Raw genomic sequence first — 24,347 nt, 5'->3', positions numbered from 1 at the left:
CTGACGCCCATGACGACGCACCGTTCCGCCAAGGTCGTGACCCGTCCCGCCCAGCCCGTCGAGCGCGCCGTGACGGCCGCTCTGGTCCTCGCCGTGCTGGCGGGGCTCGCCTGGATCGGCGGGATGTTCTGGACCCTGCTGGGATGGCAGATGTAGCGTCGGCGTGCTACTGCTCGGCGGCCACCCGGAAGGTGATGCCGGCAGCGCGCAGCCGCTCGGTCAGCGCGTCGCCCATCGCGGCGGCCGTGGTGACCTGACCGGCGGTCGGCGGCAACTCGTCGAAAGCCAGGCCGAGGGCCGCCTCGGCGAACATCTTCGCCGTCTCGTCGTAGCCCGGGTCGCCGCCCGCGACCTCGGTGAAGACACGCTGCCCGCCGCCCTCGCCGACAAAGCGCACGCGGAACCAGCTCTTCGCCCGCTTCTGCGGACTCGGCCCGTCCCCGGGCCGCAGCCGGTCCGACAACCAGCGCCGGGCGGGCGGCAGCTGGGCGGCGGCCGCGACCGCGCCCACGGCGGCGACGCCGCCCGCGGCGACCGGCAGGTGCCGGACTGCCGCATAGTGCCGGTAACGGAAGTCCGGGCCGTACCGGTCCAGGGCCTTCGCCGAGCGGCGCACGATCTGCGGGTCGATGGTCGGCAGGGGCACCGCCCAGGCGCCGACCTCCTTGGCGAACCGCGGAGCGCCCGTCGGTGCCGTCACCCGGCGCCCCATCAGGCGCGGCTCGTGCCGGCCGCGTTCGCGGGCCGCGGCCACCATCTGCCGCCCGCGCGCGAACTGGTTCAGCGCCGAAGCCAGTGTGCCCCCGGAGAAGGCCGCGTCGGCCGTCACGAACCCGTCCACGGTCAGCGGCACCCCCTCCGGCAGCTGCCGGACCGTGAAGTACACGCCCAGGTCGTGCGGCACGGAGTCGAAACCGCAGGCGTGCACGAGGCGGGCGCCGGTCTCACGCGCGCGTGCGTCGTGCCGGACATACATCAAATCCACGAACTCGGGCTCGCCGGTGAGGTCGAGGTAGTCGGCCCCGGTGTCCGCGCAGGCGGCGACGAGCTCCTCGCCGTAGGTGACGTACGGCCCGACGGTCGTGGCCACCACGCGCGCGTGCTCGGCGAGTGCGCGCAGGGTGGCCGGTTCGCTCACGTCGGCCCGCAGCACCCCGATGCCGGAGCCGCCGGGCAGCCGGTCGCGCAGCCGCTCCAGCCTGCCCTCGTCGCGGCCGGCGATCGCCCAGCGCAGGTCTTCGGGGGCGTGCGCGGCGAGGTACTCCGCGGTGAGCGTGCCGACGAAGCCGGTGGCTCCGAAGAGCACGATGTCGTAGGGACGGTCCGTCCTTTTCAGCCTGCTCATGACACCCCTTGGTCGTGCAGCCGCGCCGCTGTCGGTGGCTGAGGCTAGCGTGAAGCGTACGGACTCCCGACACGGCCTCGGCTGGTCCGGCCGGGCACTTGGCTAAGCGCTTGCTCGTTCAGGTCTTGTGTCCGGTGGAACGTGTTCTTAGCATCACCGGTGTTACATCAGTTGTGTCACACGGTTGGGGGCAGGACGGCATGACGACGGCAGGGACGCCGACGACATCGGGGCACGGCCCCCTCTCCGGCGTGCGCGTGGTGGAGCTGGCAGGCATCGGACCGGGTCCGTTCGCCGCCATGCTCCTCGCCGACCTGGGCGCCGACGTGGTCCGGGTCGACCGCCCGGGCGGTCCGGGCCTCGGGATCGACCCCGCGTACGACGTGACCAACCGCAACAAGCGCTCGGTGGTCGTCGACCTCAAGGCGCCGGACGGCCCCGCCCGCGTCCTGGACCTCGCCGCACGGGCCGACGTCCTCATCGAGGGCTACCGCCCCGGGGTGGCCGAGCGGCTCGGCGTCGGCCCCGGGGACTGCCACGCCCGCAACCCCCGTCTGGTCTACGGCCGCATGACCGGCTGGGGACAGGACGGCCCGCTGGCCGACCGCGCGGGCCACGACGTGGCGTACATCGCCCTCACCGGCACCCTCGGCATGATCGGCCGCCCGGACGAGCCCCCGGCCGTCCCCGCCAACCTGCTCGGCGACTACGCGGGCGGCTCCCTCTACCTGGTCGTCGGCGTCCTCGCCGCCCTGCACCACGCACGCGCGACGGGTACCGGCCAGGTCGTGGACGCGGCCATCGTGGACGGCACCGCGCACCTGTCCGCGATGATCCACGGCATGCTCGCCGCCGGCGGCTGGCAGGACCGGCGCGGCGCCAACCTCCTGGACGGCGGCTGCCCGTACTACGGCACCTACGAGACCGCCGACGGCGGCCACATGGCGGTCGGCGCCCTGGAGACGCAGTTCTACGAGGAGTTCCTGCACCTGCTCGGCCTCGACGACCTGGTCCCGGCCCGCAAGGACTGGACCCGCTGGGGCGAGCTGCGTGAACGCGTCGCCGCCCGCTTCAAGTCGCGCACCCGGGACGAGTGGACGGCCCTCTTCGAGGGCTCCGACGCCTGCGTGGCCCCCGTCCTCTCCCTCGGCGAGGCCCCGCACCATCCGCACCTGGCCGCCCGCGGCACCTTCACCGACCACGGCGGCATCACCCAGCCCGCCCCCGCCCCCCGGTTCTCCGCGACCCCCACCACGGTCCGCACCGGCCCGGCCCTGCCGGGCGCCGACACCGGGACGGTGGCGCGCGACTGGGGCATACCTGACCTCGTGAACGACGACCTCGTCACCGAAGGCGACTGACCCCGCACACCTGACGACCACCCGCCCTCGGCGACCGACTCCCGCTCGGCCCACCCTCCCGAAAGGCACATCAGTGAGCACCGAAGCGTACGTGTACGACGCGATCCGCACCCCGCGCGGCCGCGGCAAGGCGAACGGCGCCCTGCACGGCACGAAGCCCATCGACCTGGTCGTCGGCCTGATCCACGAGATCCAGGACCGTTTCCCGGGCCTCGACCCGGCCGCGATCGACGACATCGTGCTCGGCGTCGTCGGCCCGGTCGGCGACCAGGGCTCCGACATCGCCCGGATCGCCGCGATCGCCGCCGGACTGCCGGACACGGTCGCGGGCCTCCAGGAGAACCGCTTCTGTGCCTCGGGCCTCGAGGCCGTCAACCTGGCCGCCATGAAGGTCCGCTCGGGCTGGGAGGACCTGGTGCTGGCCGGCGGCGTGGAGTCCATGTCGCGCGTGCCGATGGCCTCGGACGGCGGCGCCTGGTTCAACGACCCGATGACCAACCTGGCCGTCAACTTCGTGCCGCAGGGCATCGGCGCCGACCTCATCGCCACCATCGAGGGCTTCTCCCGCCGGGATGTCGACGAGTTCGCGGCCCTGTCCCAGGAGCGCGCCGCGACCGCCTGGAAGGAGGGCCGCTTCGACCGCTCCGTCGTTCCCGTCAAGGATCGCAGCGGCCTGGTCGTCCTCGACCACGACGAGCACATGCGCCCGGGCACCACCGCCGACTCCCTCGCGAAGCTGAAGGCGTCCTTCGCGGACATCGGCGAGCTGGGCGGTTTCGACGCCGTCGCGCTGCAGAAGTACCACTGGGTGGAGAAGATCGACCACGTCCACCACGCGGGCAACTCCTCCGGCATCGTGGACGGCGCCTCGCTCGTCGCGATCGGCTCCAAGGAGGTCGGCGAGCGCTACGGCCTCACCCCCCGCGCGCGGATCGTCGCCGCGGCCGTCTCCGGCTCCGAGCCCACCATCATGCTCACCGGACCCGCGCCCGCCACCCGCAAGGCGCTCGCCAAGGCCGGCCTGACCATCGACGACATCGACCTGGTCGAGATCAACGAGGCGTTCGCCGCGGTCGTGCTGCGCTTCGTGAAGGACATGGGTCTGTCCTTGGACAAGGTCAACGTCAACGGCGGCGCCATCGCCCTCGGCCACCCGCTCGGCGCGACCGGCGCGATGATCCTCGGCTCGCTCATCGACGAACTGGAGCGCCAGGACAAGCGGTACGGCCTCGCCACCCTCTGCGTGGGCGGCGGCATGGGCATCGCCACCATCGTCGAGCGCATCTGAACTCCCCGCGGAATCACGAGACTTCAACGGAGACGACTGTCATGACCGAGAGCACCACCATCCGCTGGGAGCAGGACGACACCGGTGTCGTCACCCTCGTCCTCGACGACCCCAACCAGTCCGCGAACACCATGAACCAGGCGTTCCGCGACTCCCTCGCCGCGATCGCCGACCGCCTTGAGGCCGAGCAGGACTCCATCCGCGGCATCATCTTCACCTCGGCGAAGAAGACCTTCTTCGCGGGCGGCGACCTGCGCGACCTGATCCGGGTCACGCCCGAGACCGCGCAGGACCTGTTCGACGGCGGCCTCGCCATCAAGCGCAACCTGCGCCGCATCGAGACCCTCGGCAAGCCGGTCGTCGCGGCGATCAACGGCGCCGCCCTGGGCGGCGGTTTCGAACTGGCCCTCGCCTGCCACCACCGGGTCGCCCTCGACACCTCCGGCACCAAGATCGGCTGCCCCGAGGTCACCCTCGGCCTGCTTCCCGGAGGCGGCGGAGTCGTCCGCACCGTACGGCTGCTGGGCATCGCGGACGCCCTCCTGAAGGTGCTCCTCCAGGGCCAGCAGTACAACGCCGGGCGCGCCCAGGAGAACGGTCTCGTCCACGAGGTCGCCGCCACGCCGGAGGAGCTGCTCGCCAAGGCCCGTGCCTTCATCGACGCCAACCCCGAGTCGCAGCAGCCCTGGGACAAGCCGGGCTACAAGATCCCGGGCGGCACCCCGGCCAACCCCAAGTTCGCCGCCAACCTGCCCGCCTTCCCGGCCACCCTGCGCAAGCAGACGGGCGGCGCCCCCTACCCGGCCCCGCGCAGCATCCTCGCCGCGGCCGTCGAGGGCTCCCAGGTCGACTTCGAGACCGCCCAGGTCATCGAGGCCCGTTACTTCGTGGAGCTGGCCGCCGGGCAGACCTCGAAGAACATGATCCAGGCGTTCTTCTTCGACCTCCAGGCCGTCAACTCCGGCGCCAACCGCCCCAAGGGCATCGAGCCCCGCCCGGTCCGCAAGGTCGCCGTCCTCGGCGCCGGCATGATGGGCGCCGGCATCGCGTACTCGTGCGCCCGCGCGGGCATCGAGGTCGTGCTGAAGGACGTCTCCCTCGAAGCGGCCGTCAAGGGCAAGGGCTACTCCGAGAAGCTGTGCGCCAAGGCCGTTGCCAGGGGCCGCACCAGCCAGGAGAAGGCTGATGCGCTGCTCGCGCGCATCACGCCCACCGCCGAGGCCACCGACCTCGCGGGCTGCGACGCCGTCATCGAAGCCGTCTTCGAGGACACGTCCCTCAAGCACAAGGTGTTCCAGGAGATCGAGTCGGTCGTCGCACCGGACGCGCTGCTGTGCTCCAACACCTCCACCCTGCCCATCACCGCCCTCGCCGAGGGCGTGGAGCGGCAGGGCGACTTCATCGGACTGCACTTCTTCTCGCCCGTCGACAAGATGCCCCTGGTCGAGATCATCAAGGGCGAGCGCACCGGCGACGAGGCCCTCGCGCGCGCCTTCGACCTGGTCCGGCAGATCAACAAGACGCCGATCGTCGTCAACGACTCGCGCGGCTTCTTCACCTCCCGGGTGATCGGCCACTTCATCAACGAGGGCGTCGCCATGGTCGGCGAGGGCGTCGAGCCCGCCTCCGTCGAGCAGGCCGCCGCCCAGGCCGGCTACCCGGCCAAGGTGCTCTCCCTCATGGACGAGCTGACCCTCACCCTGCCGCGCAAGATCCGCAACGAGTCGAAGAAGGCCGTCGAGGAGGCGGGCGGCACCTGGTCCGCGCACCCTGCGGAGGCGGTCATCGACCGCATGGTCGACGAGTTCGGCCGCCCCGGCCGCAGCGGCGGCGCCGGCTTCTACGACTACGCGGAGGACGGCAGGCGGGCCGGGCTGTGGCCGGGTCTGCGCGAGCACTTCACCAAGCCCGGGTACGAGATCCCGTTCCGCGACATGCAGGAGCGGATGCTCTTCTCCGAGGCGCTCGACACCGTACGGCTCCTCGAAGAAGGCGTCCTGACCTCGGTCGCCGACGCGAACATCGGCTCCATCTTCGGCATCGGCTTCCCGGGCTGGACCGGCGGTGTGCTCCAGTACATCAACGGCTACGACGGCGGCGCCGGGGCCGGTGTCGGCCTGCCCGGATTCGTGGCCCGCGCGCGTGAACTCGCCGAGCGCTACGGCGAGCGCTTCACCCCGCCCGCGCTGCTGGTGGAGAAGGCGGAGAAGGGGGAGCGGTTCAGCGACTCAGCCGGCTCGTGATCCGCTGAGCCACTCGCTCAGCTCTTCCCGCAGCGACCGCTGGAACGTCGTCAGCAGGGCCTGCACCACCAGCGGGTGCATGTGCGCCGACAGGGACTTCACGTCCCGGGCGTCACGCTCCGCCACCTCGCCACGGAAGAGCTGAGCCAGCTCGTGGGCCGCGGCGCGCGAGTGCTCGATGAGCACCTTGCGCGCCGCGAGGATCGCGTCCTGCGACAGCGGTACGTCCATGAGCTGGACGCCGAGCCGGAGCAGCCCGGAGTCGACCCGGAACGTCTCCGCGTCGTCCCCGTCCCCGGGCGCGACGACGCTCATCGCCGCCAGCCGCTCGATGTCCTCGGCGGCGAGCGGCCGTCCCGCGCGCCGCTCCAGTTCCCGCCGCGACACCGTCTCCACCAGGTCGGGCGCCCACGAGGCGACCACCGCGCGGTGGATGGCCAGATCGTGCGGGGTGAGGTCGGGCGGCAGCTGCCCCAGGTACCGCTCGATCGCCGCGAGGGTCATGCCCTGCCGCTGCAACTCCTCGATGAGGGCCAGCCGTGCCACGTGCCCGTCCCCGTAGTGACCCACCCGGCGCGGACCGATCACCGGCGGCGGGAGCAGCCCCTTGCTGCTGTAGAAGCGCACGGTGCGGACCGTGACGCCCGCCCGGGCGGCCAGCTCGTCGATGGTGAGGGTCGGCTCCTCGGCCTCGCTTGTCATGTGCAGCAGTATCGCTGTCCCACCAATGCTGTGACACCCCGAATGAACACTGTGTGTACTCCGTATGGATCATGTGAGAAGTAACGCTCTGTGACATGGGCCACCGCATACCCGTGATCTCTCTGGGAAGCTGCTGCCTTGGTCTGTGCCGCGACCCACCAGGGCAGTGCGGGCCGAACTGTACGGACACCCGGGCCCACGAGGTCCGGGCGCACCAGGAAGTAGAACCACCCGTGAGCAACGAAGCCGTGGAATCGGCCCAGGCGGCCACCCGTCCCCAGGCGGCCCAGACGCCCGCGGACGCGGGCGACGCCGGCTACAGCAAGGACCTCAAGGCCCGCCACGTCAACATGATCGCCATCGGCGGCGCCATCGGCACCGGACTGCTCCTGGGCGCCGGCGGCCGCCTGCACAACGCGGGCCCGGCGCTCGCCCTGGCCTACCTGGTCTGCGGCGTCTTCGCCTTCTTCGTCGTCCGGGCCCTGGGCGAGCTGGTCCTGTACCGCCCGTCCTCCGGCTCCTTCGTGTCGTACGCGCGCGAGTTCCTCGGCGAGAAGGGCGCCTACGTCGCCGGCTGGATGTACTTCCTCAACTGGTCGACCACCGGCATCGCCGACATCACCGCGATCGCGCTCTACACGCATTACTGGAGCATGTTCACGACCATTCCGCAGTGGGTGCTCGCCCTGATCGCCCTCGCGGTGGTCCTCGCCGTGAACCTGATCTCGGTGAAGATCTTCGGCGAGCTGGAGTTCTGGTTCGCGATCGTCAAGGTCGCCACCATCGTCGGCTTCATGCTGATCGGCATCTTCCTGCTCGCCACCCAGCACAAGGTCGGCGGCCACACCCCCGGTCTGAGCATGATCACCGACCACGGCGGGATCTTCCCGCACGGTGTGATGCCCGTCGTCCTGGTCATGCAGGGCGTGATCTTCGCGTACGCCGCGCTGGAGCTGGTCGGTGTCGCCGCCGGCGAGACCGCCGAGCCGGAGAAGGTCGTCCCGCGCGCGGTGAACTCGATCATGTGGCGTGTGGGCCTGTTCTACGTCGGCTCGGTCGTGCTGCTCGCCCTGCTGCTGCCGGGCTCCGTGTACTCCGCCGACCAGAGCCCGTTCGTCACGGTCCTGTCGAAGATCGGCGTCCCGGCGGCCGGCGACGTGATGAACCTGGTCGTCCTGACCGCCGCCATGTCCTCGCTGAACTCCGGCCTGTACTCCACCGGCCGCATCCTGCGCTCCATGGCCATGGCGGGCTCCGCGCCCAAGTTCACCGCCCGGATGAACCGCAGCCAGGTCCCCTACGGCGGCATCCTGCTGACCTGCGCGGTCTGCGTTCTCGGCGTCGGCCTGAACTACCTGATGCCCAGCCAGGCCTTCGAGATCGTGCTGAACATCGCCTCCCTCGGCATCATCAGCACCTGGGTGATCATCATGCTCTGCCACATGATCTTCGTCCGCCGTGCCCGCGCGGGCCTGGCCACCCGGCCGCACTTCCGCCTGAAGGGCAGCCCGGTCACGGAGATCGCCACGATCACCTTCCTGCTGGTCTGCCTCGGCATGATGTGGAACGACCCCGAGGTCGGCCGCAAGACCCTGCTCCTCATCCCGCTGATCGCCGTGATGCTGGTCGCCGGCTGGTTCGGCGTGCGCCGCCAGGTGTCCAAGAACACCGACAAGGAACTGTCGCAGCTGACGAAGTAGCAGCTCACCGCCACTGTCAGTGGCATCGCCTACGGTGGCGTCATGTCGGAGATCACGTATGTCCGGGGTGACGCCACCGTTCCGTCGGTCAAGGGCGTCAAGGTGATCGCCCATGTCTGCAACGACATCGGGGGCTGGGGGAAGGGCTTCGTCCTCGCGCTCTCGCGGCGCTGGCCGGAGCCCGAGGCGGCCTACCGGGCGTGGCACCGCGACCGCGCCAAGAACGACTTCGGGCTGGGCGCGGTCCAGCTCGTCAAGGTCGACCCGCACGTGTGGGTGGCCAACATGGTCGGTCAGCGCGGCATCCGCACGGGCAGCAAGGGCGTCCCCGTCCGCTACGAGGCGATCGACACCGCCCTCGGCCGCCTCGCCGACGAAGTGATCGAACTCGGCGCGTCCGTGCACATGCCCCGCATAGGCTGCGGCCTGGCGGGCGGCAAGTGGTCCCGCGTAGAGCCGCTCATCACCGAGCGGCTGGTCGACCGCGGTATCGCGGTCACGGTGTACGACCACGGGGAGGGCGGGGGATGACCGCACAGGCAGGTGCTCACGACGTTCTGGTGCTGGGCGGAGCAGGCGTCGACACGATCGTGTACGTCCCGGAGCTGCCGCTCCCGTACGCCGACAGCTACATGATCGACTCCGGGATCCGTACCCGCGCCGGGCAGACCGGGGACTTCGTCGCCGTGGGCCTGGCCGCGCTGGGGCTGCGCACGCACCACCTCGACCTGCTCGGCGACGACCCCGAGGGCGACCTCGTCCGTGCCCTGCACCAGGAGCGGGGCGTCGGGCTCACCGCGCTCCCGCAACCCGCCGGGACCAAGCGCGCGGTGAACCTCGTAGGCCCCGACGGGCGCCGCCTGTCCCTGTACGACACCAGCCGCGCCCACCCCGACGACCGCTTCCCCGAGGAGACCCTGCGCAAGCTGGCCGCGGCGAGCCGGCACGTCCACGTGACCATCACCCAGCCCTGCGCCCACGCGCTGCCGGCGCTGGCCGAGGCGGGCGTACCCCTCTCCACCGACCTGCACGACTGGGACGGCGAGAACCCGTACCACGAGCCGTTCGCGCTCGCGGCGGACGTCGTCTTCCTCTCCGCGGCCGCACTGACCGACCCCGAGCGGACCATGCGGCGCATCGCCGAACGCGGCCGGGCCGAGACCGTCGTCGCCACCGCGGGCGCCGAGGGCGCGTATCTGCTGGCCGACGGTGAGCTGACCCGGATACCGGTGGCGGACCCGCCCGCGCCGGTGGTCGACTCCAACGGCGCGGGCGACGCCTTCGCCGCCGCCTTCCTCTACGGCCGCCTCACCGGCGAGCCGCCCCGGCGGTGCGCCTGGTACGGGGCGGTCGCCGGGGCGTACGCCTGCACGGTCCCGGCCACCCGCGCGGAGGCGATGGGCCGGGACGAACTGCTCAAGCAGGCGGCCGAGCCGAGACCCTGAGGCGCCCGGGGGTCAGCGCCCGTGCACGTCGTTCGTCGCCTCGATCCTCTTCCACGACTTAGGCTGAGGGACCGTCGTACCCGCCTTCACGAGGGACGCCGTGCGTGCCGCGGCCGCGGCCGGCTTCGACGGCTGGAACAGCCAGGTGTGGAACAGCGCGGTCAGCGGCTTGCCGGACACCTGCTCGGCGTACCTCTGGAAGTCGGCCACGGACGCGTTGCCGTACGCGTGCTCCTTCGGCCAGCCCTTCAGGACGGCGAAGAAGGCGTCGTCACCGATCTCGTCGCGCAGCGCCTGGATGGCGAGCGCACCCCGGTCGTACACGGCGATGTCGAACTGGTCGTCCGGGCCCGGGTCGCCGGGCTTGACCGTCCAGAACGCGTCGTCGGCCGGGTGGGAGGCGTACACGTAGTCGGCGAGTTCCTGGGTGGTGCCCTCGCCCTCGTGCTCGGACCACAGCCACTGCGCGTAGCGCGCGAAGCCCTCGTTGATCCAGATGTCCTGCCAGTCCTTCAGCGACACGTCGTCGCCGTACCACTGGTGGGCCAGCTCGTGCACGACCACCGAGGTGTTGGAGCCGTTCGCGAACTGCTTGGGGCTGTAGTAGACGCGGGTCTGCGTCTCGAGCGCGTAGCCGGTGGTGGTGTTCGGCACGTACCCGCCGGCCGTGCTGAACGGATACGGCCCGAAATAGCCGCTCAGCCAGTCCACCAGCTCCCCGGTGCGCTCCACACTGGCGCGCGCGGCACCGTCGTTGTCGCCGAGGTCCTTGCTGTAGGCGTTGATGACGGGCACTCCGCCGTCGGAGGTGCTGGTGGTGATGTCGAACCTGCCGAGGGCGAGCGTGGCCAGATAGGTCGCCTGCGGCTTGTTCTGCCGCCAGTTGTAGCGGGTCCAGCCCAGCTTCGAACTGGTGGACTGGAGCGTGCCGTTGGAGATGGCCTGCGTGCCGTCCGGGACGGCCACCGACACGTCGTAGGTCGCCTTGTCGCTCGGGTGGTCGTTGCTCGGGAACCACCACCAGGCGGCCTCGGGCTCGTCCGCCGCCACAGCGCCGTCCGGTGTGCGGTGCCAGGTCGTGAAACCGTAGGCGCTCTTCGCCGACGGCACCCCGCTGTAGCGGACGACGACGGTCACCGCCGCGCCCTTGGCCAGCGGCGTCTTCGGGGTGACGACCAGTTCGTGCTGGCCGGACGTCGCGAAGGACGCCTTGGCGCCGTTGACCCGCACCTCGCTCACGTCCAGCAGGAAGTCCAGGTCGAAGCTGGACAGGTCCTGCGTGGTCTTCGCCAGGATGGTCGCCGTGCCCTGCAGCTCGTCCGTCTTCGGCTGGTACTGCAGCCTCAGGTCGTAGTGCGAGACGTCGTAGCCGCCGTTGCCGTAGTCGGGGTAGTAGGGGTCGCCGATGCCCGGCGCGCCGGGGGAGTGGCTCGCGGCCGATGCCGGGATCGCCAGCAGGAGGGTGGCCGCCGCGAGTGCGCCCGGCGCGATGATTCTGCGGTGCACGTCAGCTCCAAGTCGTCGGGACAGGAAGTCTGTTCGGAGCCTATTCAGTAGCTGTGGCCCCCGACCTGTCCACAGGCCCCGCTGTCACACGATCGCCATTCAGCCGTCACAGCCACGCGAGGCGCCGTAAAGCCCTCTTCTGTACGGGAGTTGTCCGGAGTACCGTCCGCGCATGCCGATTCGTTCGACCATGCGCACGCGCTTCACGATCTGGAGACCGCTCGCGACTGCGGCCGTCACAGCCCTGCTGGCCGCATTCCTCGTCCCCGCCGCCGCGCACGCGGCGCCCCGTGAGAGCCGCCCCGTCTACTCGTACGCACACGCCATCCGCGAGGCCGTCTGGGTGGACACCGGCCTCGACGAGGACGGCGACGGGAAGAAGGACCGCGTCGCCGCCGACATCGTCCGCCCCGCCGAACCCGCCCGCCAGGGCCGCAAGGTGCCGGTCATCATGGACGCCAGCCCCTACTACTCCTGCTGCGGACGCGGCAACGAGAGCCAGAAGAAGACGTACGACGCGCACGGCCACGTCGTCCAGATGCCGCTGTTCTACGACAACTACTTCGTGCCCCGCGGCTACGCCATCGTCGGCGTGGACCTCGCCGGCACCAACCGCTCCGACGGCTGCGTCGACGTCGGCGGCCGCTCCGACATCCGGTCCGCGAAGGCCGTCATCGACTGGCTGAACGGACGCGCCAAGGCGTACACGACCCGGACCGGCACCCGAACCGTCAGGGCGAGCTGGACCAACGGCCGGACGGGCATGATCGGCAAGAGCTGGGACGGCACCATCGCCAACGGTGTCGCGGCCACCGGCGTCAAGGGCCTGAAGACGATCGTCCCGATCAGCGGGATCTCCTCCTGGTACGACTACTACTTCGCCCAGGGCGCCCCGCTGTACGACGGCGGCCCCGACGAGCTGGCCGGCTACGTCGAGAGCGACGGCGCGACGGCCCACTGCGCGGCCGTGCAGAAGAGGCTCGCCGACGGCAGCCCGCGCACCGGCGACTGGACCCCGCTGTGGACCGAGCGGAACTACGTCAAGGACGCGGCCAAGGTCAGGGCCAGCGTGTTCCTCGTGCACGGCATGCAGGACCTCAACGTGCGCACCAAGCACTTCGGCCAGTGGTGGAACGCCCTGGCGAAGCATGGTGCCGAGCGCAAGATCTGGCTCTCCCAGACCGGGCACGTGGACCCCTTCGACTACCGGCGCGGCGCCTGGGTCGACACCCTGCACCGCTGGTTCGACCACGAGCTTCTCGGCTACGACAACGGCATCGACCGCGAGCCGATGGCCGACATCGAGCGCCACCCCGACCAGTGGGTCACCTCCAAGGTCTGGCCGCCGCACGGCACCCGGGCCACCACGCTCCACCCGGCCCACGGCACCGAGCCCGGCGTCGGCACCCTCGGCCTCGGCCCGGCCACCGGCACCGAGACGTTCACCGACGACCCGAAGCTGAGCGAGACCGACTGGGCCGCCCACCTCACCACGTCCACACCCGAGAAGGCCGGTTTCGTCACGGCGCCGCTCACCCGCGACCTGCGCCTGTCCGGCTCCTCCAAGGTGACCGTGACCGCCACCCCGACCACCTCCTCGGCCCACCTCTCCGCCGTCCTGGTGGACCTCGGCCCGGACACCATCCGCGACTACGCCGACGGCGCCGAGGGCATCACCACGCTCACCAACCGCACCTGCTGGGGCGCGAGCACGCCCGGGGACAGCGCCTGCTTCAAGGCGACCAAGGCGAAGACGGCCCAGGTCGGCTCCACGGTGTTCAGTCGCGGCTGGGCCGACCTCGGCCACTACGCCTCCCTCGACCAGGGCGTTCCGCTCACCCCGGGCAAGGCGTACACGATCACCCTGTCCCTGGCGGCGACCGATCACGTCATCCCGAAGGGGCACCGCCTGGCACTGATCGTCGCAGGCACCGACAAGGACCTCATCGACCCTCCGTCCACCAAGCCGACCCTCACCCTGGACCTGTCCCGTACGACGGCCCGGGTCCCGCTGGTCGGCGGCACGGCGGCCTTCGAACGGGCCACTTCCGGCAGTGTGACCGCCGCACCCGCGCCGCGCACCCTGGACGGCGTCCGCGCCCCGCACGCCACCCGGCACGTCCCGGCGAGCTGATCAGCCAGGCAGTACTCGGTCCCCAGCGGGGAATCAGCCGGTGCTGGGCGGCCGACCGTTCGCGCGGTCGCCCGCTCGGCACCGGTACGCGGGGCCCGTATGCGGAGGGCTTGGCGGGCCCTCCGGCTCAGGCTCCGGCCAGCCCGGCGGCCTCCCGGGCGCACCCCCAGGCCACCGTGATCCCGGCCCCGCCGTGCCCGTAGTTGTGCACCAGCACCCGCCCGTCCGCCGGCGCCTGCCGTTCCAGCCGTACGGCATCCCGGGCGGGCCGGAGCCCCACCCGGTGCGCCAGCACCCGTGCCCCGGCGATCTCCGGCCGGACGGCCGCGCACCGCGCGACGATGGCCGCGGCGGTCGCCGGGTCCGGCTCCAGCGACCAGGCGTCCTCCTCCGCCGTACCGCCCAGGAGCAGCCCGCCGGGCTGCGGGAAGAAGTAGGTCGAGGTGTCGCAGGCGTGGTCGACGGAGGTGAACCAGGTCGTGATCCCCGGGTTCTCCACCACGACCAGCTGCCCGCGCACCGGATGCACCGCCGGATCGGGCACCAGCGATCGCGCCCCGAGCCCCGTGCAGTTGACCACCACCCCGGCGGGCACGGAGGCCAGATCGGTGACCTCCCGCTCCTCCACCTGGCCGCCCGCCTTGGCGAACCGCTCCCGCAGCCACGCCAGATGGACCGGCATGTCGATCAACGGGAGCCGCGCCGCCAGCCCGTCGGCCACGGCCCGCAGCCCCGGCACCCGGCCCGCCCAGGCACCCAGCTCGTCCAGCCGGGTCCCCCGGTGTACACCCTCGACCAGGCGTACGCCCGTCTCCTCGGGACGGTCGGCCAGCTCCTCGTACACGCCGAGGGAGTCCAGCGCCCACGCACCGACGAGCGGCTCGGGCTCGATCCGGTACGGCCACCACAGCGCGCCGGCGACCGCCGAGGTCGTGCGCTCGGCGGGCTCCCGGGCCCACACCCGTACCCGGCGGCCGGACTCGGCCAGCACCACGGCCGTCGTCAGCCCGGCGACCCCGCTGCCGACCACGATCACTTCGTCACTCGACTCACGCTTCACGCCAGGACGCTAACGGAATATGTCATGCCGCGCTCACATCCGTCCCGGTGTGGGGATACTCACAGCATGTCTGCCGCATACGCGACCTTCGGCCTGGCACCGGCGATGCGCGCCGGCGGTGTCCTCGCCGACGGCGGCTACCAGGTCCACCGGGACTTCGTCGACTTCATCGTGGACGGGCGGCCGCTGCTGTTCCAGCTCTCCGACCTGGACGCCGTCTCGCCGCTCGCCTCCGACATCCCGCCCGCCATCTTCACCGCGCAGGTGCGCAGCCTGCTGCTGGAGACCGGACCACCGCTCCCGGAGGGCCGGTTCGTGATCTACGGCTGCCCCGAGTGCGCCGACCTGGCCTGTGGTGCCGTCACCGCCGTGATCGAGCGGGACGGCGAGGACTTCATCTGGCGGGACTTCGCCTGGCAGACGGAGGAGCACGCCGACCTGCAGCTCAACGGCTACCACGGCATAGGGCCGTTCCGCTTCGCCGGACCCGAGTACCGGGCCGCCCTCGCCGCCCTGATCGAGGACGCCGACGGCCCGCCCGCGCCCCGCCGCCGGGTGCTCCTGATCGGCGCCCGCGTCGCGGTCCTCGCCAAGCTCGCCGCCGCATTGCGCACCATCGGCATAGGTGCGGACATCACCCAGGACGCCCGTGCCGTCCCCGCCGAGGAGCTGCGCGGCTACGGCGCGGTCGCCTTCGGCCGTGCGGTCGGCGAGGCGGAACGGGCCGCCGTACGAGAGGCGTTCGAGCATGCCGGGGTCGAGGTCGCCTACGTCAGCGGCCTGGCCCCGATCATCCCCCTGCTCGTCGCGCAGATCGAACACGCCCTGGACCGCAGCCCGCTCGCACAGCGCCGGCTGACCGGCCTGGTCGCCGCCGACGACGAGGCGGCCGTCGACGTCACCTCGCCCTGCCGGGTCAGGGTCACGGCCTACCGCCTGGACCGCCTCTACCGCACCCACACCCAGGAGGTCTTCGACGGCGTCCTGGAACCCGGCCGCCACCGCATTCCGCTGGACCCGAAGGCGGTGAAGGGGGAGGCGTTCGTGGTGGCCAGAACGTCCGGGAGCGTGCTGGTGGAGCCGATGAGGAAGTGACGGCCGGGCAGCCCCGGGGAAACCCGGCCGATGGCCAGGTGCCCGGGACACTAGGATCGGCCTCCTGATGACTGCCACCCTCGTCGCCAAGAACCTCGCCGCCGGGCACGGCGACCGCTCCCTCTTCTCCGGGCTCGACCTCGTCGTCGCGCCCGGCGACGTGATCGGGCTGGTCGGTGCCAACGGCGCGGGCAAGTCCACCCTGCTGCGGCTGCTCGCCGGGCTGACCGCGCCCGAGCAGGGCGAGCTGCGGCTGTCCCCGCCGGCCGCGACCGTCGGCCATCTGCCGCAGGAGCCGGAGCGCAGGCCGGGGGAGACCGTCCGGGAGTTCCTGGCCCGCCGCACCGGCGTCGCCGAGGCGCAGCGCGTGATGGACGAGGCCACGCAGGCGCTGGTCGACGGCGCGCCCGGCGCCGACGACGCGTACGCGACCAGTCTGGAGCGCTGGCTGGACCTCGGCGGCGCGGACCTGGAGGAGCGCGCCGAGGAGGTCGCCGACTCCCTCGGTCTGGCCGTGGACCTGGACCAGCCGATGACCTCGCTCTCCGGCGGCCAGGCGGCCCGCGCCGGTCTCGCCTCCCTCCTTCTCTCCCGCTACGACGTCTTCCTGCTCGACGAGCCGACCAACGACCTCGACCTGGACGGCCTGGAGCGCCTCGAACGCTTCGTGACCGGCCTGCGCGCGGGCACGGTGGTCGTCAGCCACGACCGTGAGTTCCTCACCCGCACGGTCACCAAGGTCCTCGAACTCGACCTCGCCCAGGGGCAGATCAACCTCTACGGCGGCGGTTACGAGGCCTACCTGGAGGAACGGGACGTCGCCCGCCGGCATGCCCGCGAGGACTACGAGGAGTTCGCCGACAAGAGGGCCGCCCTCCAGGACCGCGCGCAGATGCAGCGCTCCTGGATGGACAAGGGCGTCAAGAACGCCCGGCGCAAGGCGGGCAACGACAACGACAAGATCGGCCGCAAGTTCCGCAGCGAGGCCAGCGAGAAGCAGGCCGCCAAGGCCCGGCAGACCCAGCGCATGATCGAGCGCCTGGAGGTCGTCGAGGAGCCGCGCAAGGAGTGGGAGCTGCGCATGGAGATCGCGGCCGCCCCGCGTTCCGGCGCGGTGGTGGCGACTCTGCGGGACGCGGAGGTCCGGCGCGGCGACTTCACCTTCGGGCCGGTGTCGCTGCAGATCGACTGGGCGGACCGGGTCGCGGTCACCGGAGCCAACGGCGCCGGCAAGTCGACCTTGCTCGGCGCGCTGCTGGGCCGGGTCCCGCTCGACTTTGGACACGCCGCCCTCGGCTCCGGTGTCCTGGTCGGCGAGGTCGACCAGGCTCGCAAGCTGTTCCACGGCCCCGAGTCCCTGCTCGACGCGTTCTGCGCGGCCGTCCCCGACACCGAGCCGGTCGACGTCCGTACCCTGCTCGCCAAGTTCGGCCTGAAGTCGGACCACGTCATGCGCCCGGCCGCGAGCCTCTCCCCGGGCGAACGCACCCGGGCGGCCCTCGCCCTGTTGCAGGGCCGCGGCGTCAACCTCCTGGTCCTCGACGAGCCGACCAACCACCTGGATCTGCCGGCCATCGAACAGCTGGAGTCCGCGCTCGACGCCTACGAGGGCACCCTCCTGCTGGTCACACACGACCGGCGCATGCTGGACGCGGTCCGGGTGACCCGCCGACTGGAAGTGGCGGCGGGCAAGGTCACGGAACGCTGACCCGACCTCTTGCCGCACTGGGGATCGGTTCCGCCCGCCGCGTAGGCTCACGGCTGATCCACAGACGGTCGGCCGGGGAGTGGGCATGAGCGGTGCGGTAGGCGGTCCGGGCCGACCGGACGGTCCGGGCGGTCCGGGCGGTCCGGCTCTGCGGCTGCTGCGCGAGCAGGACGTGCTCGCGCGGATAAGGGGCACCGAGGACAAGATCGCGGACGTGATCACCGCCTTCGCGGGGACCATGCTCTTCGTCTATCTGCACGCCCTGTGGTTCACGGTCTGGATCGTGTGCAACGAGGGCACGTTCGGCCGGGAGGCGGTCTGGGATCCCTACCCCTTCGGACTGCTCACCATGATCGTCAGCCTGGAGGCGATCTTCCTGTCCACCTTCGTGATGGTGAGTCAGAACCGCCAGGCCGCCCGCGAGAACGTACGGGCGGACTTCGAGACGAACGTGCGCTCGGAGGTGTGGTCGATCCACATGGGCCGCGCCCTGGGCGTCGACCCCGAGGAGGTCGAGCGCCGGGTGCAGGAACTCCTCGCGGAGAACCGCGCCCGGATGAGCGGATGTCCTGCGGGTCGCCGCGCACGAGCCGCCCGGGCTGCTGGACATGGTGTCCCTCGCGGGACCCATGCCATGCACGTCACCTCCACCTTCGACGAGCACCCGCGGGGCACCCTGGCCCGCATCCGGGTCCGCGGCGACGCGGGCTCCGGCCGCCCCGGTGATGGCCAGAAAGGTCCGCTCGTCCATCGGCAAGGACCTGCGGGACCTGGAACGGCGGCTGACGGAGCCCACGCCGGAGTGACCGCCCGGACGGGTCAGCCGATCACGACGCTGACGGATCGCTCTTGGCGCAGACGCGGACGATGGCCGCAGAGGCTGCGGAGATGCGGCGATGAACGTACATGATCCCGCCGTCCGCCGTCCGCCGTCCGCCGTCCGCCGTCCGCCGTCCGCCGTCCGCCGTCCGCCGTCCGCCGTTTACCGGCCTTGCTGCCCGGCCTCCTTCGCTGCGCGCTCGACCCGCTCGACGTGCTCAGGATCGAACGGCGCCGTGTTGAGGCCGTTCCGCCGCTGCCCCACGGCCCCGTCGATCAACTCCCGCACGACGTCGGCGTGCCCGGCGTGCCGCTGGGACTCGGCGATCATGTGCGTGAGGATCCGGTGCAGCGTCAGCTCGGTGCCCGTATCCCCCGGCAGCCGGCCGACCGCGTCCAGCGGCAGCGAGGCGATCGTCTCGTCGGAGTGCGCCCATGCCTCCCGGTACCGCCCGACGATCTCCTCGCGGCTCTCGTCCGGCCGCGCCCACAGATCGGCGTCCGGTTCGGCGTCCCCGGTGATCCACAGCGGTGCCCCGTCGAAGGGCCGCCCGAAACAGGCCCCGAAGTACAGCGCCTCGGCGCCGGTGAGGTGCTTGACCAGGCCCAGCAGATTGGTCGCGGTCGGGGTCAGCGGGCGCCGGACGTCGTACTCCGACAGACCCTCCAGCTTCCACAGCAGCACGTCACGGGCGTCCTGGAGATACACCTGGAGGTCGGCCTTGGGATCTGATCCAGTCATGGCATCAGTCTGGTGATCGGGTGATCCGTGTCCACGGAATTGTTCGTGCAGGGAGGGGAGACCAACTCGCGGCGGGGCGCAACGGAGCTGCCCCGACGCGGACCCCCGCGGGGACGCATGAACGCGTCCCCGCAGGGGTGTAGCCCCGGCTCAGCGGCGTCCGTCCTTCGGGTTCAGCAGCCCCGCCCGCCGCAGCGCGTCCGCCATGGCGCTGTTGGCCGGTGCCGGCGCCTGACGCCCGCCCCGGTCACCGCCGCGGCCCTGCCGCTGCCCCTGGCCCTGACCACCCTGTCGCTGGCCCTGACCACCCTGCCGCTGCTGAGGCGGCCGGGAGCCGCCGCCCCGCTGCTGCTTGCCGCCCTGCCCCTGCGGCGCGGCCTCGTCGTCGAGCCGCAGCGTCAGCGCGATCCGCTTGCGCGGGATGTCCACGTCGAGGACCTTCACCTTGACGATGTCACCGGGCTTGACCACGTCCCGCGGGTCCTTCACGAACGTCTTCGACATCGCCGAGACGTGCACCAGACCGTCCTGGTGCACACCGACGTCCACGAACGCGCCGAAGGCCGCCACATTGGTGACCACGCCCTCCAGCACCATCCCGGCGGACAGGTCGGAGATCTTCTCCACGCCCTCCTTGAAGGTGGCCGTCTTGAAGGCGGGCCGCGGGTCGCGCCCGGGCTTCTCCAGCTCCTTGAGGATGTCGGAGACGGTCGGCAGACCGAAGGTGTCGTCCACGAAGTCCGCCGGGCGCAGCGAGCGCAGCACACCGGTGTTGCCGATGAGGGAGGCGACCTCCTGGCCCGAGGTCTTCACCATGCGCCGCACCACCGGGTACGCCTCCGGGTGCACGCTGGAGGCGTCCAGCGGGTCGCTGCCGCCGCGGATGCGCAGGAAGCCCGCGCACTGCTCGTACGCCTTCGGGCCGAGCCGCGCCACCTTCTTCAGCTCGGAGCGCGACGAGAACGGCCCGTTCGCGTCCCGGTGCGCGACGATGTTCTCGGCCAGGCCCGAGGAGATGCCGGACACCCGCGAGAGCAGCGGCACGGACGCGGTGTTGACGTCCACACCGACGCCGTTCACACAGTCCTCGACGACCGCGTCCAGCGAGCGGGACAGCTTCACCTCGGACAGGTCGTGCTGGTACTGGCCGACACCGATGGACTTCGGGTCGATCTTCACCAGCTCGGCCAGCGGGTCCTGCAGCCGGCGGGCGATGGAGACCGCGCCGCGCAGCGAGACGTCCATGTCGGGCAGTTCCTGCGAGGCGTACTGCGACGCCGAGTACACGGACGCGCCCGCCTCGGACACCATGACCTTGGTGAGCTTCAACTCCGGGTGCTTGGAGATCAGTTCACCGGCGAGCTTGTCGGTCTCCCGGGACGCCGTGCCGTTGCCGATGGCGACCAGGTCGACCGCGTGCTCCTTCGCCAGCCGTGCCAGCTTGGCGATCGCCTCGTCCCACTTGTTGGCCGGGACGTGCGGGTAGATCACGTCCGTGGCGACGACCTTGCCGGTGGCGTCGACCACGGCGACCTTCACGCCCGTACGGAAGCCGGGGTCCAGGCCGAGCGTCGCGCGCGTGCCGGCCGGGGCGGCCAGCAGCAGGTCGCGCAGGTTCGCCGCGAACACGTTCACCGCCTCGTCCTCGGCCGCCGTACGAAGCCTCAGGCGCAGGTCGATGCCGAGGTGCACCAGAATGCGGGTGCGCCAGGCCCAGCGGACCGTGTCCGTCAGCCACTTGTCGGCAGGGCGGCCCCGGTCGGCGATCCCGAAGCGGTGGGCGATGATCCCCTCGTACGAGGACGGGCCCTCCGTGGCCTCCTCCGGCTCCAGGACGAGATCGAGGACCTCCTCCTTCTCGCCGCGCAGCATCGCCAGGATGCGGTGCGAGGGCAGTTCGGTGAACGGCTCGGCGAAGTCGAAGTAGTCGGCGAACTTGGCGCCCGCCTCCTCCTTGCCGTCCCGCACCTTGGCGGCCAGCCGCCCGCGCACCCACATGCGCTCGCGCACCTCGCCGATCAGGTCGGCGTCCTCCGAGAACCGCTCGGTCAGGATCGCCCGCGCGCCCTCCAGCGCGGCCTGCGGATCGGCGACGCCCTTGTCGGCGTCCACGAACGCGGCCGCCGCGGCCAGCGGCTCGACCGTCGGGTCGCCCAGCAGCCCCTCGGCGAGCGGCTCCAGGCCCGCCTCCCGCGCGATCTGCGCCTTGGTGCGCCGCTTGGGCTTGTAGGGCAGATAGATGTCCTCGAGCCGTGCCTTGGTCTCGGCGCCGCGGATCTGCGCCTCCAGCTCCTCGGTGAGCTTGCCCTGCTCGCGTACCGACTCCAGGATCGCGGTCCGCCGCTCCTCCAGCTCCCGCAGATAGCGCAGCCGCTCCTCGAGCGTGCGCAGCTGCGCGTCGTCGAGCATCTCCGTCGCTTCCTTGCGGTAGCGGGCGATGAAGGGCACCGTCGAACCGCCGTCGAGCAGCTCCACCGCGGCCTTCACCTGCCGCTCCCGTACGCCGAGCTCCTCGGCGATCCTGCCTTCGATGGACCCTACGAGGGGTGTCGTCACGATCCCGTACCGCCTTCTCCACGTCAGCTTGCGCGGCAATTGTGGCAGGCGACACCGACAACCGGGGATCAGGGCGCCACACGGCGGGGCGCGGGGCCCAGAAGCCGTGCCTGCCCCGTGCCGTATGGCAGGAAAGGTGGGGTATCCGTCATTGCGGCCACGCACCCACCCTCGAAGAATCGAGACATGCCGCAGCGCACCCTCCTCCTCGTCCTCTTCGACGGCGTGCAGAGCCTCGACGTCACCGGCCCTCTCGAGGTGTTCAACGGCGCCGAGACGCACACGCCGGGGTCGTACCGCATCCGCACCGCCTCCCTGGAGGGCGGCCCCGTGCGCACCTCCAGCGGTCTGACCCTCGTACCGGACGCGGCACTCGGAGAGGTGCCCGACCCGCACACCCTGCTGGTCCCCGGCGGTCAGGGCACCCGCAGCTCCGACCCGCTGCTGACCGAGTGGCTGCGCACGTACGGCCCGCGCGCGCGGCGCCTCGTCTCGGTCTGCACCGGTGCGATCCTGCTGGCCGAGGCGGGCCTGCTCGACGGCCGCCGCGTCACGACCCACTGGGCGTACTGCGAGAAGCTCGCCCGCGACCACCCGGCCGTCGAGGTCGACCCCGACCCCATCTACGTACGGGACGGACACATCTCCACGTCGGCCGGCGTCACCTCGGGCATCGACCTCGCCCTCGCCCTGGTGGAGGAGGACCTGGGCCGTCAGGCGGCGCTGGTCATCGCCCGCCACCTGGTCGTGTTCCTGAGGCGGCCCGGAAACCAGGCCCAGTTCAGCGCCCAGCTCGCCGCCCAGACCGCGCAGCGCGACCCGCTGCGGGAGGTCCAGCAGTGGATCACCGAGCACCCGGCCGGGGACCTCACCGTGGAGGCGCTCGCGGCCCGGGCGAGCCTCTCACCGCGCCACTTCGCCCGCGCGTTCCAGGCCGAGACGGGCATGACCCCCGGACGCTTCGTCGACCGGGTCCGTCTCGAACACGCCCGCCGCCTCCTGGAGGACACGGGCGGCGGGATCGAGGAGATCTCCCGTGCCAGCGGGTACGGCACCCCGGAGGCCATGCGCCGCGCCTTCGTCAGGGCTCTCGGAACGGCCCCGGCCGAGTACCGCCGCCGCTTCCGGCCCGCATCCGCCCACTGAAAGGAAACCGATGCAGATCGCAATCGTCGTCTACGACCGCTTCACCGCCCTCGACGTCGTCGGCCCGTACGAGATCCTCTCCCGGGTCCCGGACGCGGAGACGGTGTTCGTCGCCGAGGAGGCCGGCCTCGTGCGCACGGAGACCGGATTTCTCGCGATCAGCGCCGACAAGGCACTGTCAGCGGTACCCGATCCCGACATCGTGCTGGTGTCCGGCGGCCCCGGTCAGAGCGCGCTGATGGACCACGAGCCCCTGCTGGACTGGCTGCGCGCCGCCGACGCCACCAGCACCTGGACGACCTCCGTATGCTCCGGCTCTTTGCTCCTGGCCGCCGCCGGGCTTCTCAAGGGGCGCCGTGCAACCTCCCACTGGCTGGCCCTCGATCAGCTGAGCCGGTTCGGGGCCGAGCCCACGGGCGAACGCGTCGTCTTCGACGGAAAGTACGTCACCGCGGCCGGTGTGTCCTCCGGCATCGACATGGGGCTCGCCCTGCTCGGCCGGATCGCGGGTGACGAGCACGCCCAGGCCGTCCAGCTGGGGACCGAGTACGACCCGCAGCCGCCCTATGACGCGGGCTCGCCGGAGAAGGCACCCGCGCACATCGTCGAGCTGCTGCGCGCACGGAGCCGCTTCATCCTGTCGTAGTCCAGGTGAAGCGCGGCTGCCTGCGCTCCAGGAAAGCGGCGACCCCCTCCGCGGTGTCGCCGCTGCCGCGTGCCTGCTCCGCCCAGTGGGCGTCCCGGTCGGTGCGGCCGTTCGCGAACTCCTTCGCGGCGGCCTGGGTGAGCTGGGAGCGCGACACCAGGATCCGGGTCAACTCGGCGACCCGCTTGTCCAGTTCACCCTCGGGCAGCACCTCGTCCAAGAGCCCGGTGCGCAGCGCCCGCTGGGTGTCGATCAACTCGGCCGAGAACAGCAGGTACTTGGCGGTGGCCGGTCCCACCAGCGAGACCAGCCGCCGGGTGGACGAGGCCGCGTACACGATCCCGAGCTTCGCCGGCGTCACCCCGAACAGCGCGCCCTCCTCCGCCAGCCGCAGATCGCAGGCCGCGGCGAGCTGGGCCCCGCCGCCCACGCAGTGGCCGCGGATCGCGGCGAGCGTCGGCTTGGGAAACGCGGCGAGGGCCTCCTCGGCCGCCACGGCCAGCCCCTGCGCCTCGGCGGGCGAGCCCTGGAGCGTGGAGATGTCCGCGCCCGCGCAGAAGGTCGTGCCCTCCCCGGTGAGCACCAGTGCCCGCACGTCCGGGTCTCCGGCCAGCCGGGCCAGCAACGGCGGCAGGGCTCGCCACATCGCGGCCGTCATCGCGTTGCGCTTGGCCGGGTGACGGATGACGACCGTGGCGACGGCGTCGACGACCTGGTGCGACAGCTGGGGATCCATGCGGTGGATGCTATCCGGACGCTCCGTCGGGCTCTTTGGGAGTTTTCCCACAACACGAATAGTTCGTGAACTGGCGTCAGGGGGACAGGAGCGGTCCCACAACTGCCGTTGTCAT

Annotated in this window: 19 protein-coding genes and 2 pseudogenes; 14 read left to right on the top strand and 7 right to left on the bottom strand. The window is 71.6% G+C overall.

All coding sequences use genetic code 11. The features are described from left to right. Positions 1-9: 9 nt before the first annotated feature. Complete coding sequence (gene mmpA / locus ACFY3C_RS03150; protein ID WP_390769482.1) at positions 10-156, top strand: morphogenic membrane protein MmpA; 147 nt, start codon at positions 10-12, stop codon at positions 154-156. 10 nt (positions 157-166) lie between these two features. Here the strand turns inward: mmpA and ACFY3C_RS03145 are convergent, their stop codons facing one another. Beyond that, the gene (locus ACFY3C_RS03145) at positions 167-1,345 is read right to left on the bottom strand and encodes a saccharopine dehydrogenase family protein (protein ID WP_386577777.1); all 1,179 of its coding nucleotides are present in this window, start codon (positions 1,343-1,345) and stop codon (positions 167-169) included. A gap of 200 nt (positions 1,346-1,545) precedes the next feature. On the opposite strand from ACFY3C_RS03145, the gene ACFY3C_RS03140 reads away from it, so the two are divergent. The 3 genes from ACFY3C_RS03140 (at position 1,546) to ACFY3C_RS03130 (ending at position 6,237) form a co-directional block, all read left to right on the top strand. Beyond that, positions 1,546-2,706, top strand: a complete 1,161-nt coding sequence (locus tag ACFY3C_RS03140; protein ID WP_390769481.1) for a CaiB/BaiF CoA transferase family protein — start codon at positions 1,546-1,548, stop codon at positions 2,704-2,706. A gap of 73 nt (positions 2,707-2,779) precedes the next feature. After that, complete coding sequence (locus tag ACFY3C_RS03135; RefSeq protein WP_386577779.1) at positions 2,780-3,994, top strand: acetyl-CoA C-acetyltransferase; 1,215 nt, start codon at positions 2,780-2,782, stop codon at positions 3,992-3,994. Between the two features lie 41 nt (positions 3,995-4,035). Beyond that, positions 4,036-6,237, top strand: a complete 2,202-nt coding sequence (locus ACFY3C_RS03130) for a 3-hydroxyacyl-CoA dehydrogenase NAD-binding domain-containing protein (RefSeq protein ID WP_386577780.1) — start codon at positions 4,036-4,038, stop codon at positions 6,235-6,237. On the opposite strand, the gene ACFY3C_RS03125 is transcribed toward ACFY3C_RS03130, so the two are convergent. Next, a complete protein-coding gene (locus ACFY3C_RS03125) occupies positions 6,223-6,939 on the bottom strand; it encodes a MerR family transcriptional regulator (RefSeq protein ID WP_390769480.1) in 717 nt (238 codons plus the stop codon). The two genes, ACFY3C_RS03130 and ACFY3C_RS03125, sit on opposite strands and share 15 nt — an antisense overlap. A gap of 233 nt (positions 6,940-7,172) precedes the next feature. On the opposite strand from ACFY3C_RS03125, the gene ACFY3C_RS03120 reads away from it, so the two are divergent. Genes ACFY3C_RS03120 through ACFY3C_RS03110 form a run of 3 tightly spaced genes read left to right on the top strand, consistent with a single transcriptional unit; the run spans position 7,173 to position 10,084 of the window. After that, the gene (locus tag ACFY3C_RS03120) at positions 7,173-8,639 is read left to right on the top strand and encodes an amino acid permease (protein ID WP_390769479.1); all 1,467 of its coding nucleotides are present in this window, start codon (positions 7,173-7,175) and stop codon (positions 8,637-8,639) included. Positions 8,640-8,681: 42 nt separating this feature from the next. After that, positions 8,682-9,170 carry a macro domain-containing protein gene (locus ACFY3C_RS03115; RefSeq protein ID WP_386577783.1) on the top strand — a complete coding sequence of 163 codons (489 nt, stop codon included), beginning with the start codon at positions 8,682-8,684 and terminating at the stop codon, positions 9,168-9,170. After that, positions 9,167-10,084: an adenosine kinase gene (locus tag ACFY3C_RS03110; RefSeq protein ID WP_390769478.1), complete on the top strand. Its 918-nt coding sequence runs from the start codon at positions 9,167-9,169 to the stop codon at positions 10,082-10,084. The genes ACFY3C_RS03115 and ACFY3C_RS03110 overlap by 4 nt, the downstream gene beginning before the upstream one ends. 12 nt (positions 10,085-10,096) lie before the next feature. Here ACFY3C_RS03110 and ACFY3C_RS03105 read toward each other — a convergent pair whose 3' ends face one another. Next, positions 10,097-11,590: a M1 family metallopeptidase gene (locus ACFY3C_RS03105; RefSeq protein ID WP_390769477.1), complete on the bottom strand. Its 1,494-nt coding sequence runs from the start codon at positions 11,588-11,590 to the stop codon at positions 10,097-10,099. Between the two features lie 172 nt (positions 11,591-11,762). On the opposite strand from ACFY3C_RS03105, the gene ACFY3C_RS03100 reads away from it, so the two are divergent. Next, positions 11,763-13,724, top strand: a complete 1,962-nt coding sequence (locus ACFY3C_RS03100) for a Xaa-Pro dipeptidyl-peptidase (RefSeq protein ID WP_390769476.1) — start codon at positions 11,763-11,765, stop codon at positions 13,722-13,724. A 127-nt stretch (positions 13,725-13,851) separates the two neighbouring features. On the opposite strand, the gene ACFY3C_RS03095 is transcribed toward ACFY3C_RS03100, so the two are convergent. Further along, positions 13,852-14,760 carry an FAD-dependent oxidoreductase gene (locus ACFY3C_RS03095; RefSeq protein ID WP_390769545.1) on the bottom strand — a complete coding sequence of 303 codons (909 nt, stop codon included), beginning with the start codon at positions 14,758-14,760 and terminating at the stop codon, positions 13,852-13,854. Positions 14,761-14,850: 90 nt separating this feature from the next. Between ACFY3C_RS03095 and ACFY3C_RS03090 the strand changes: the two genes are divergently transcribed. From ACFY3C_RS03090 to ACFY3C_RS03075, 4 genes and pseudogenes are all read left to right on the top strand, one after another. Next, positions 14,851-15,879 (top strand): oxidoreductase, encoded by a 1,029-nt coding sequence (locus ACFY3C_RS03090; protein ID WP_386577787.1) that lies wholly within the window; start codon positions 14,851-14,853, stop codon positions 15,877-15,879. Between the two features lie 67 nt (positions 15,880-15,946). Continuing rightward, the gene (locus ACFY3C_RS03085) at positions 15,947-17,587 is read left to right on the top strand and encodes an ABC-F family ATP-binding cassette domain-containing protein (RefSeq protein WP_386577788.1); all 1,641 of its coding nucleotides are present in this window, start codon (positions 15,947-15,949) and stop codon (positions 17,585-17,587) included. A gap of 85 nt (positions 17,588-17,672) precedes the next feature. After that, a pseudogene (locus tag ACFY3C_RS03080) lies at positions 17,673-18,035 on the top strand (DUF1003 domain-containing protein); the annotation flags it as partial. A gap of 118 nt (positions 18,036-18,153) precedes the next feature. Beyond that, positions 18,154-18,393 (top strand): annotated as a pseudogene (locus ACFY3C_RS03075) (hypothetical protein); the annotation flags it as partial. 176 nt (positions 18,394-18,569) lie between these two features. Here ACFY3C_RS03075 and ACFY3C_RS03070 read toward each other — a convergent pair. Together ACFY3C_RS03070 and ACFY3C_RS03065 are read right to left on the bottom strand one after the other, a co-directional pair. Next, on the bottom strand, positions 18,570-19,148 hold the full coding sequence (locus ACFY3C_RS03070) for a DinB family protein (RefSeq protein ID WP_386577789.1): 579 nt from the start codon (positions 19,146-19,148) through the stop codon (positions 18,570-18,572). A gap of 150 nt (positions 19,149-19,298) precedes the next feature. Continuing rightward, positions 19,299-21,704: a Tex family protein gene (locus ACFY3C_RS03065; RefSeq protein ID WP_386577790.1), complete on the bottom strand. Its 2,406-nt coding sequence runs from the start codon at positions 21,702-21,704 to the stop codon at positions 19,299-19,301. Positions 21,705-21,890: 186 nt separating this feature from the next. Between ACFY3C_RS03065 and ACFY3C_RS03060 the strand changes: the two genes are divergently transcribed. Further along, positions 21,891-22,850: a GlxA family transcriptional regulator gene (locus ACFY3C_RS03060; protein WP_390769475.1), complete on the top strand. Its 960-nt coding sequence runs from the start codon at positions 21,891-21,893 to the stop codon at positions 22,848-22,850. 10 nt (positions 22,851-22,860) lie between these two features. Further along, positions 22,861-23,496, top strand: coding sequence for a DJ-1/PfpI family protein (locus ACFY3C_RS03055; RefSeq protein WP_145877672.1), 636 nt, complete (start codon positions 22,861-22,863; stop codon positions 23,494-23,496). On the opposite strand, the gene ACFY3C_RS03050 is transcribed toward ACFY3C_RS03055, so the two are convergent. Next, positions 23,483-24,232, bottom strand: coding sequence for an enoyl-CoA hydratase/isomerase family protein (locus tag ACFY3C_RS03050; RefSeq protein WP_390769474.1), 750 nt, complete (start codon positions 24,230-24,232; stop codon positions 23,483-23,485). The genes ACFY3C_RS03055 and ACFY3C_RS03050 overlap by 14 nt on opposite strands. Positions 24,233-24,347: the final 115 nt, after the last annotated feature.

The organism is Streptomyces sp. NPDC001410 (assembly GCF_042895235.1).
GTDB lineage: Bacteria > Actinomycetota > Actinomycetes > Streptomycetales > Streptomycetaceae > Streptomyces.
This window is presented reverse-complemented; position numbering and strand designations above follow the sequence as displayed.

Bases quoted from the DNA above. Each gene is read 5' to 3' on its own strand.
- mmpA (WP_390769482.1), top strand. From the start codon at position 10: ATGACGACGCACCGTTCCGCCAAGGTCGTGACCCGTCCCGCCCAGCCC.
- ACFY3C_RS03145 (WP_386577777.1), bottom strand. From the start codon at position 1,345: ATGAGCAGGCTGAAAAGGACGGACCGTCCCTACGACATCGTGCTCTTC.
- ACFY3C_RS03140 (WP_390769481.1), top strand. From the start codon at position 1,546: ATGACGACGGCAGGGACGCCGACGACATCGGGGCACGGCCCCCTCTCC.
- ACFY3C_RS03130 (WP_386577780.1), top strand. From the start codon at position 4,036: ATGACCGAGAGCACCACCATCCGCTGGGAGCAGGACGACACCGGTGTC.
- ACFY3C_RS03125 (WP_390769480.1), bottom strand. From the start codon at position 6,939: ATGACAAGCGAGGCCGAGGAGCCGACCCTCACCATCGACGAGCTGGCC.
- ACFY3C_RS03115 (WP_386577783.1), top strand. From the start codon at position 8,682: ATGTCGGAGATCACGTATGTCCGGGGTGACGCCACCGTTCCGTCGGTC.
- ACFY3C_RS03110 (WP_390769478.1), top strand. From the start codon at position 9,167: ATGACCGCACAGGCAGGTGCTCACGACGTTCTGGTGCTGGGCGGAGCA.
- ACFY3C_RS03100 (WP_390769476.1), top strand. From the start codon at position 11,763: ATGCCGATTCGTTCGACCATGCGCACGCGCTTCACGATCTGGAGACCG.
- ACFY3C_RS03090 (WP_386577787.1), top strand. From the start codon at position 14,851: ATGTCTGCCGCATACGCGACCTTCGGCCTGGCACCGGCGATGCGCGCC.
- ACFY3C_RS03085 (WP_386577788.1), top strand. From the start codon at position 15,947: ATGACTGCCACCCTCGTCGCCAAGAACCTCGCCGCCGGGCACGGCGAC.
- ACFY3C_RS03070 (WP_386577789.1), bottom strand. From the start codon at position 19,148: ATGACTGGATCAGATCCCAAGGCCGACCTCCAGGTGTATCTCCAGGAC.
- ACFY3C_RS03060 (WP_390769475.1), top strand. From the start codon at position 21,891: ATGCCGCAGCGCACCCTCCTCCTCGTCCTCTTCGACGGCGTGCAGAGC.
- ACFY3C_RS03055 (WP_145877672.1), top strand. From the start codon at position 22,861: ATGCAGATCGCAATCGTCGTCTACGACCGCTTCACCGCCCTCGACGTC.
- ACFY3C_RS03050 (WP_390769474.1), bottom strand. From the start codon at position 24,232: ATGGATCCCCAGCTGTCGCACCAGGTCGTCGACGCCGTCGCCACGGTC.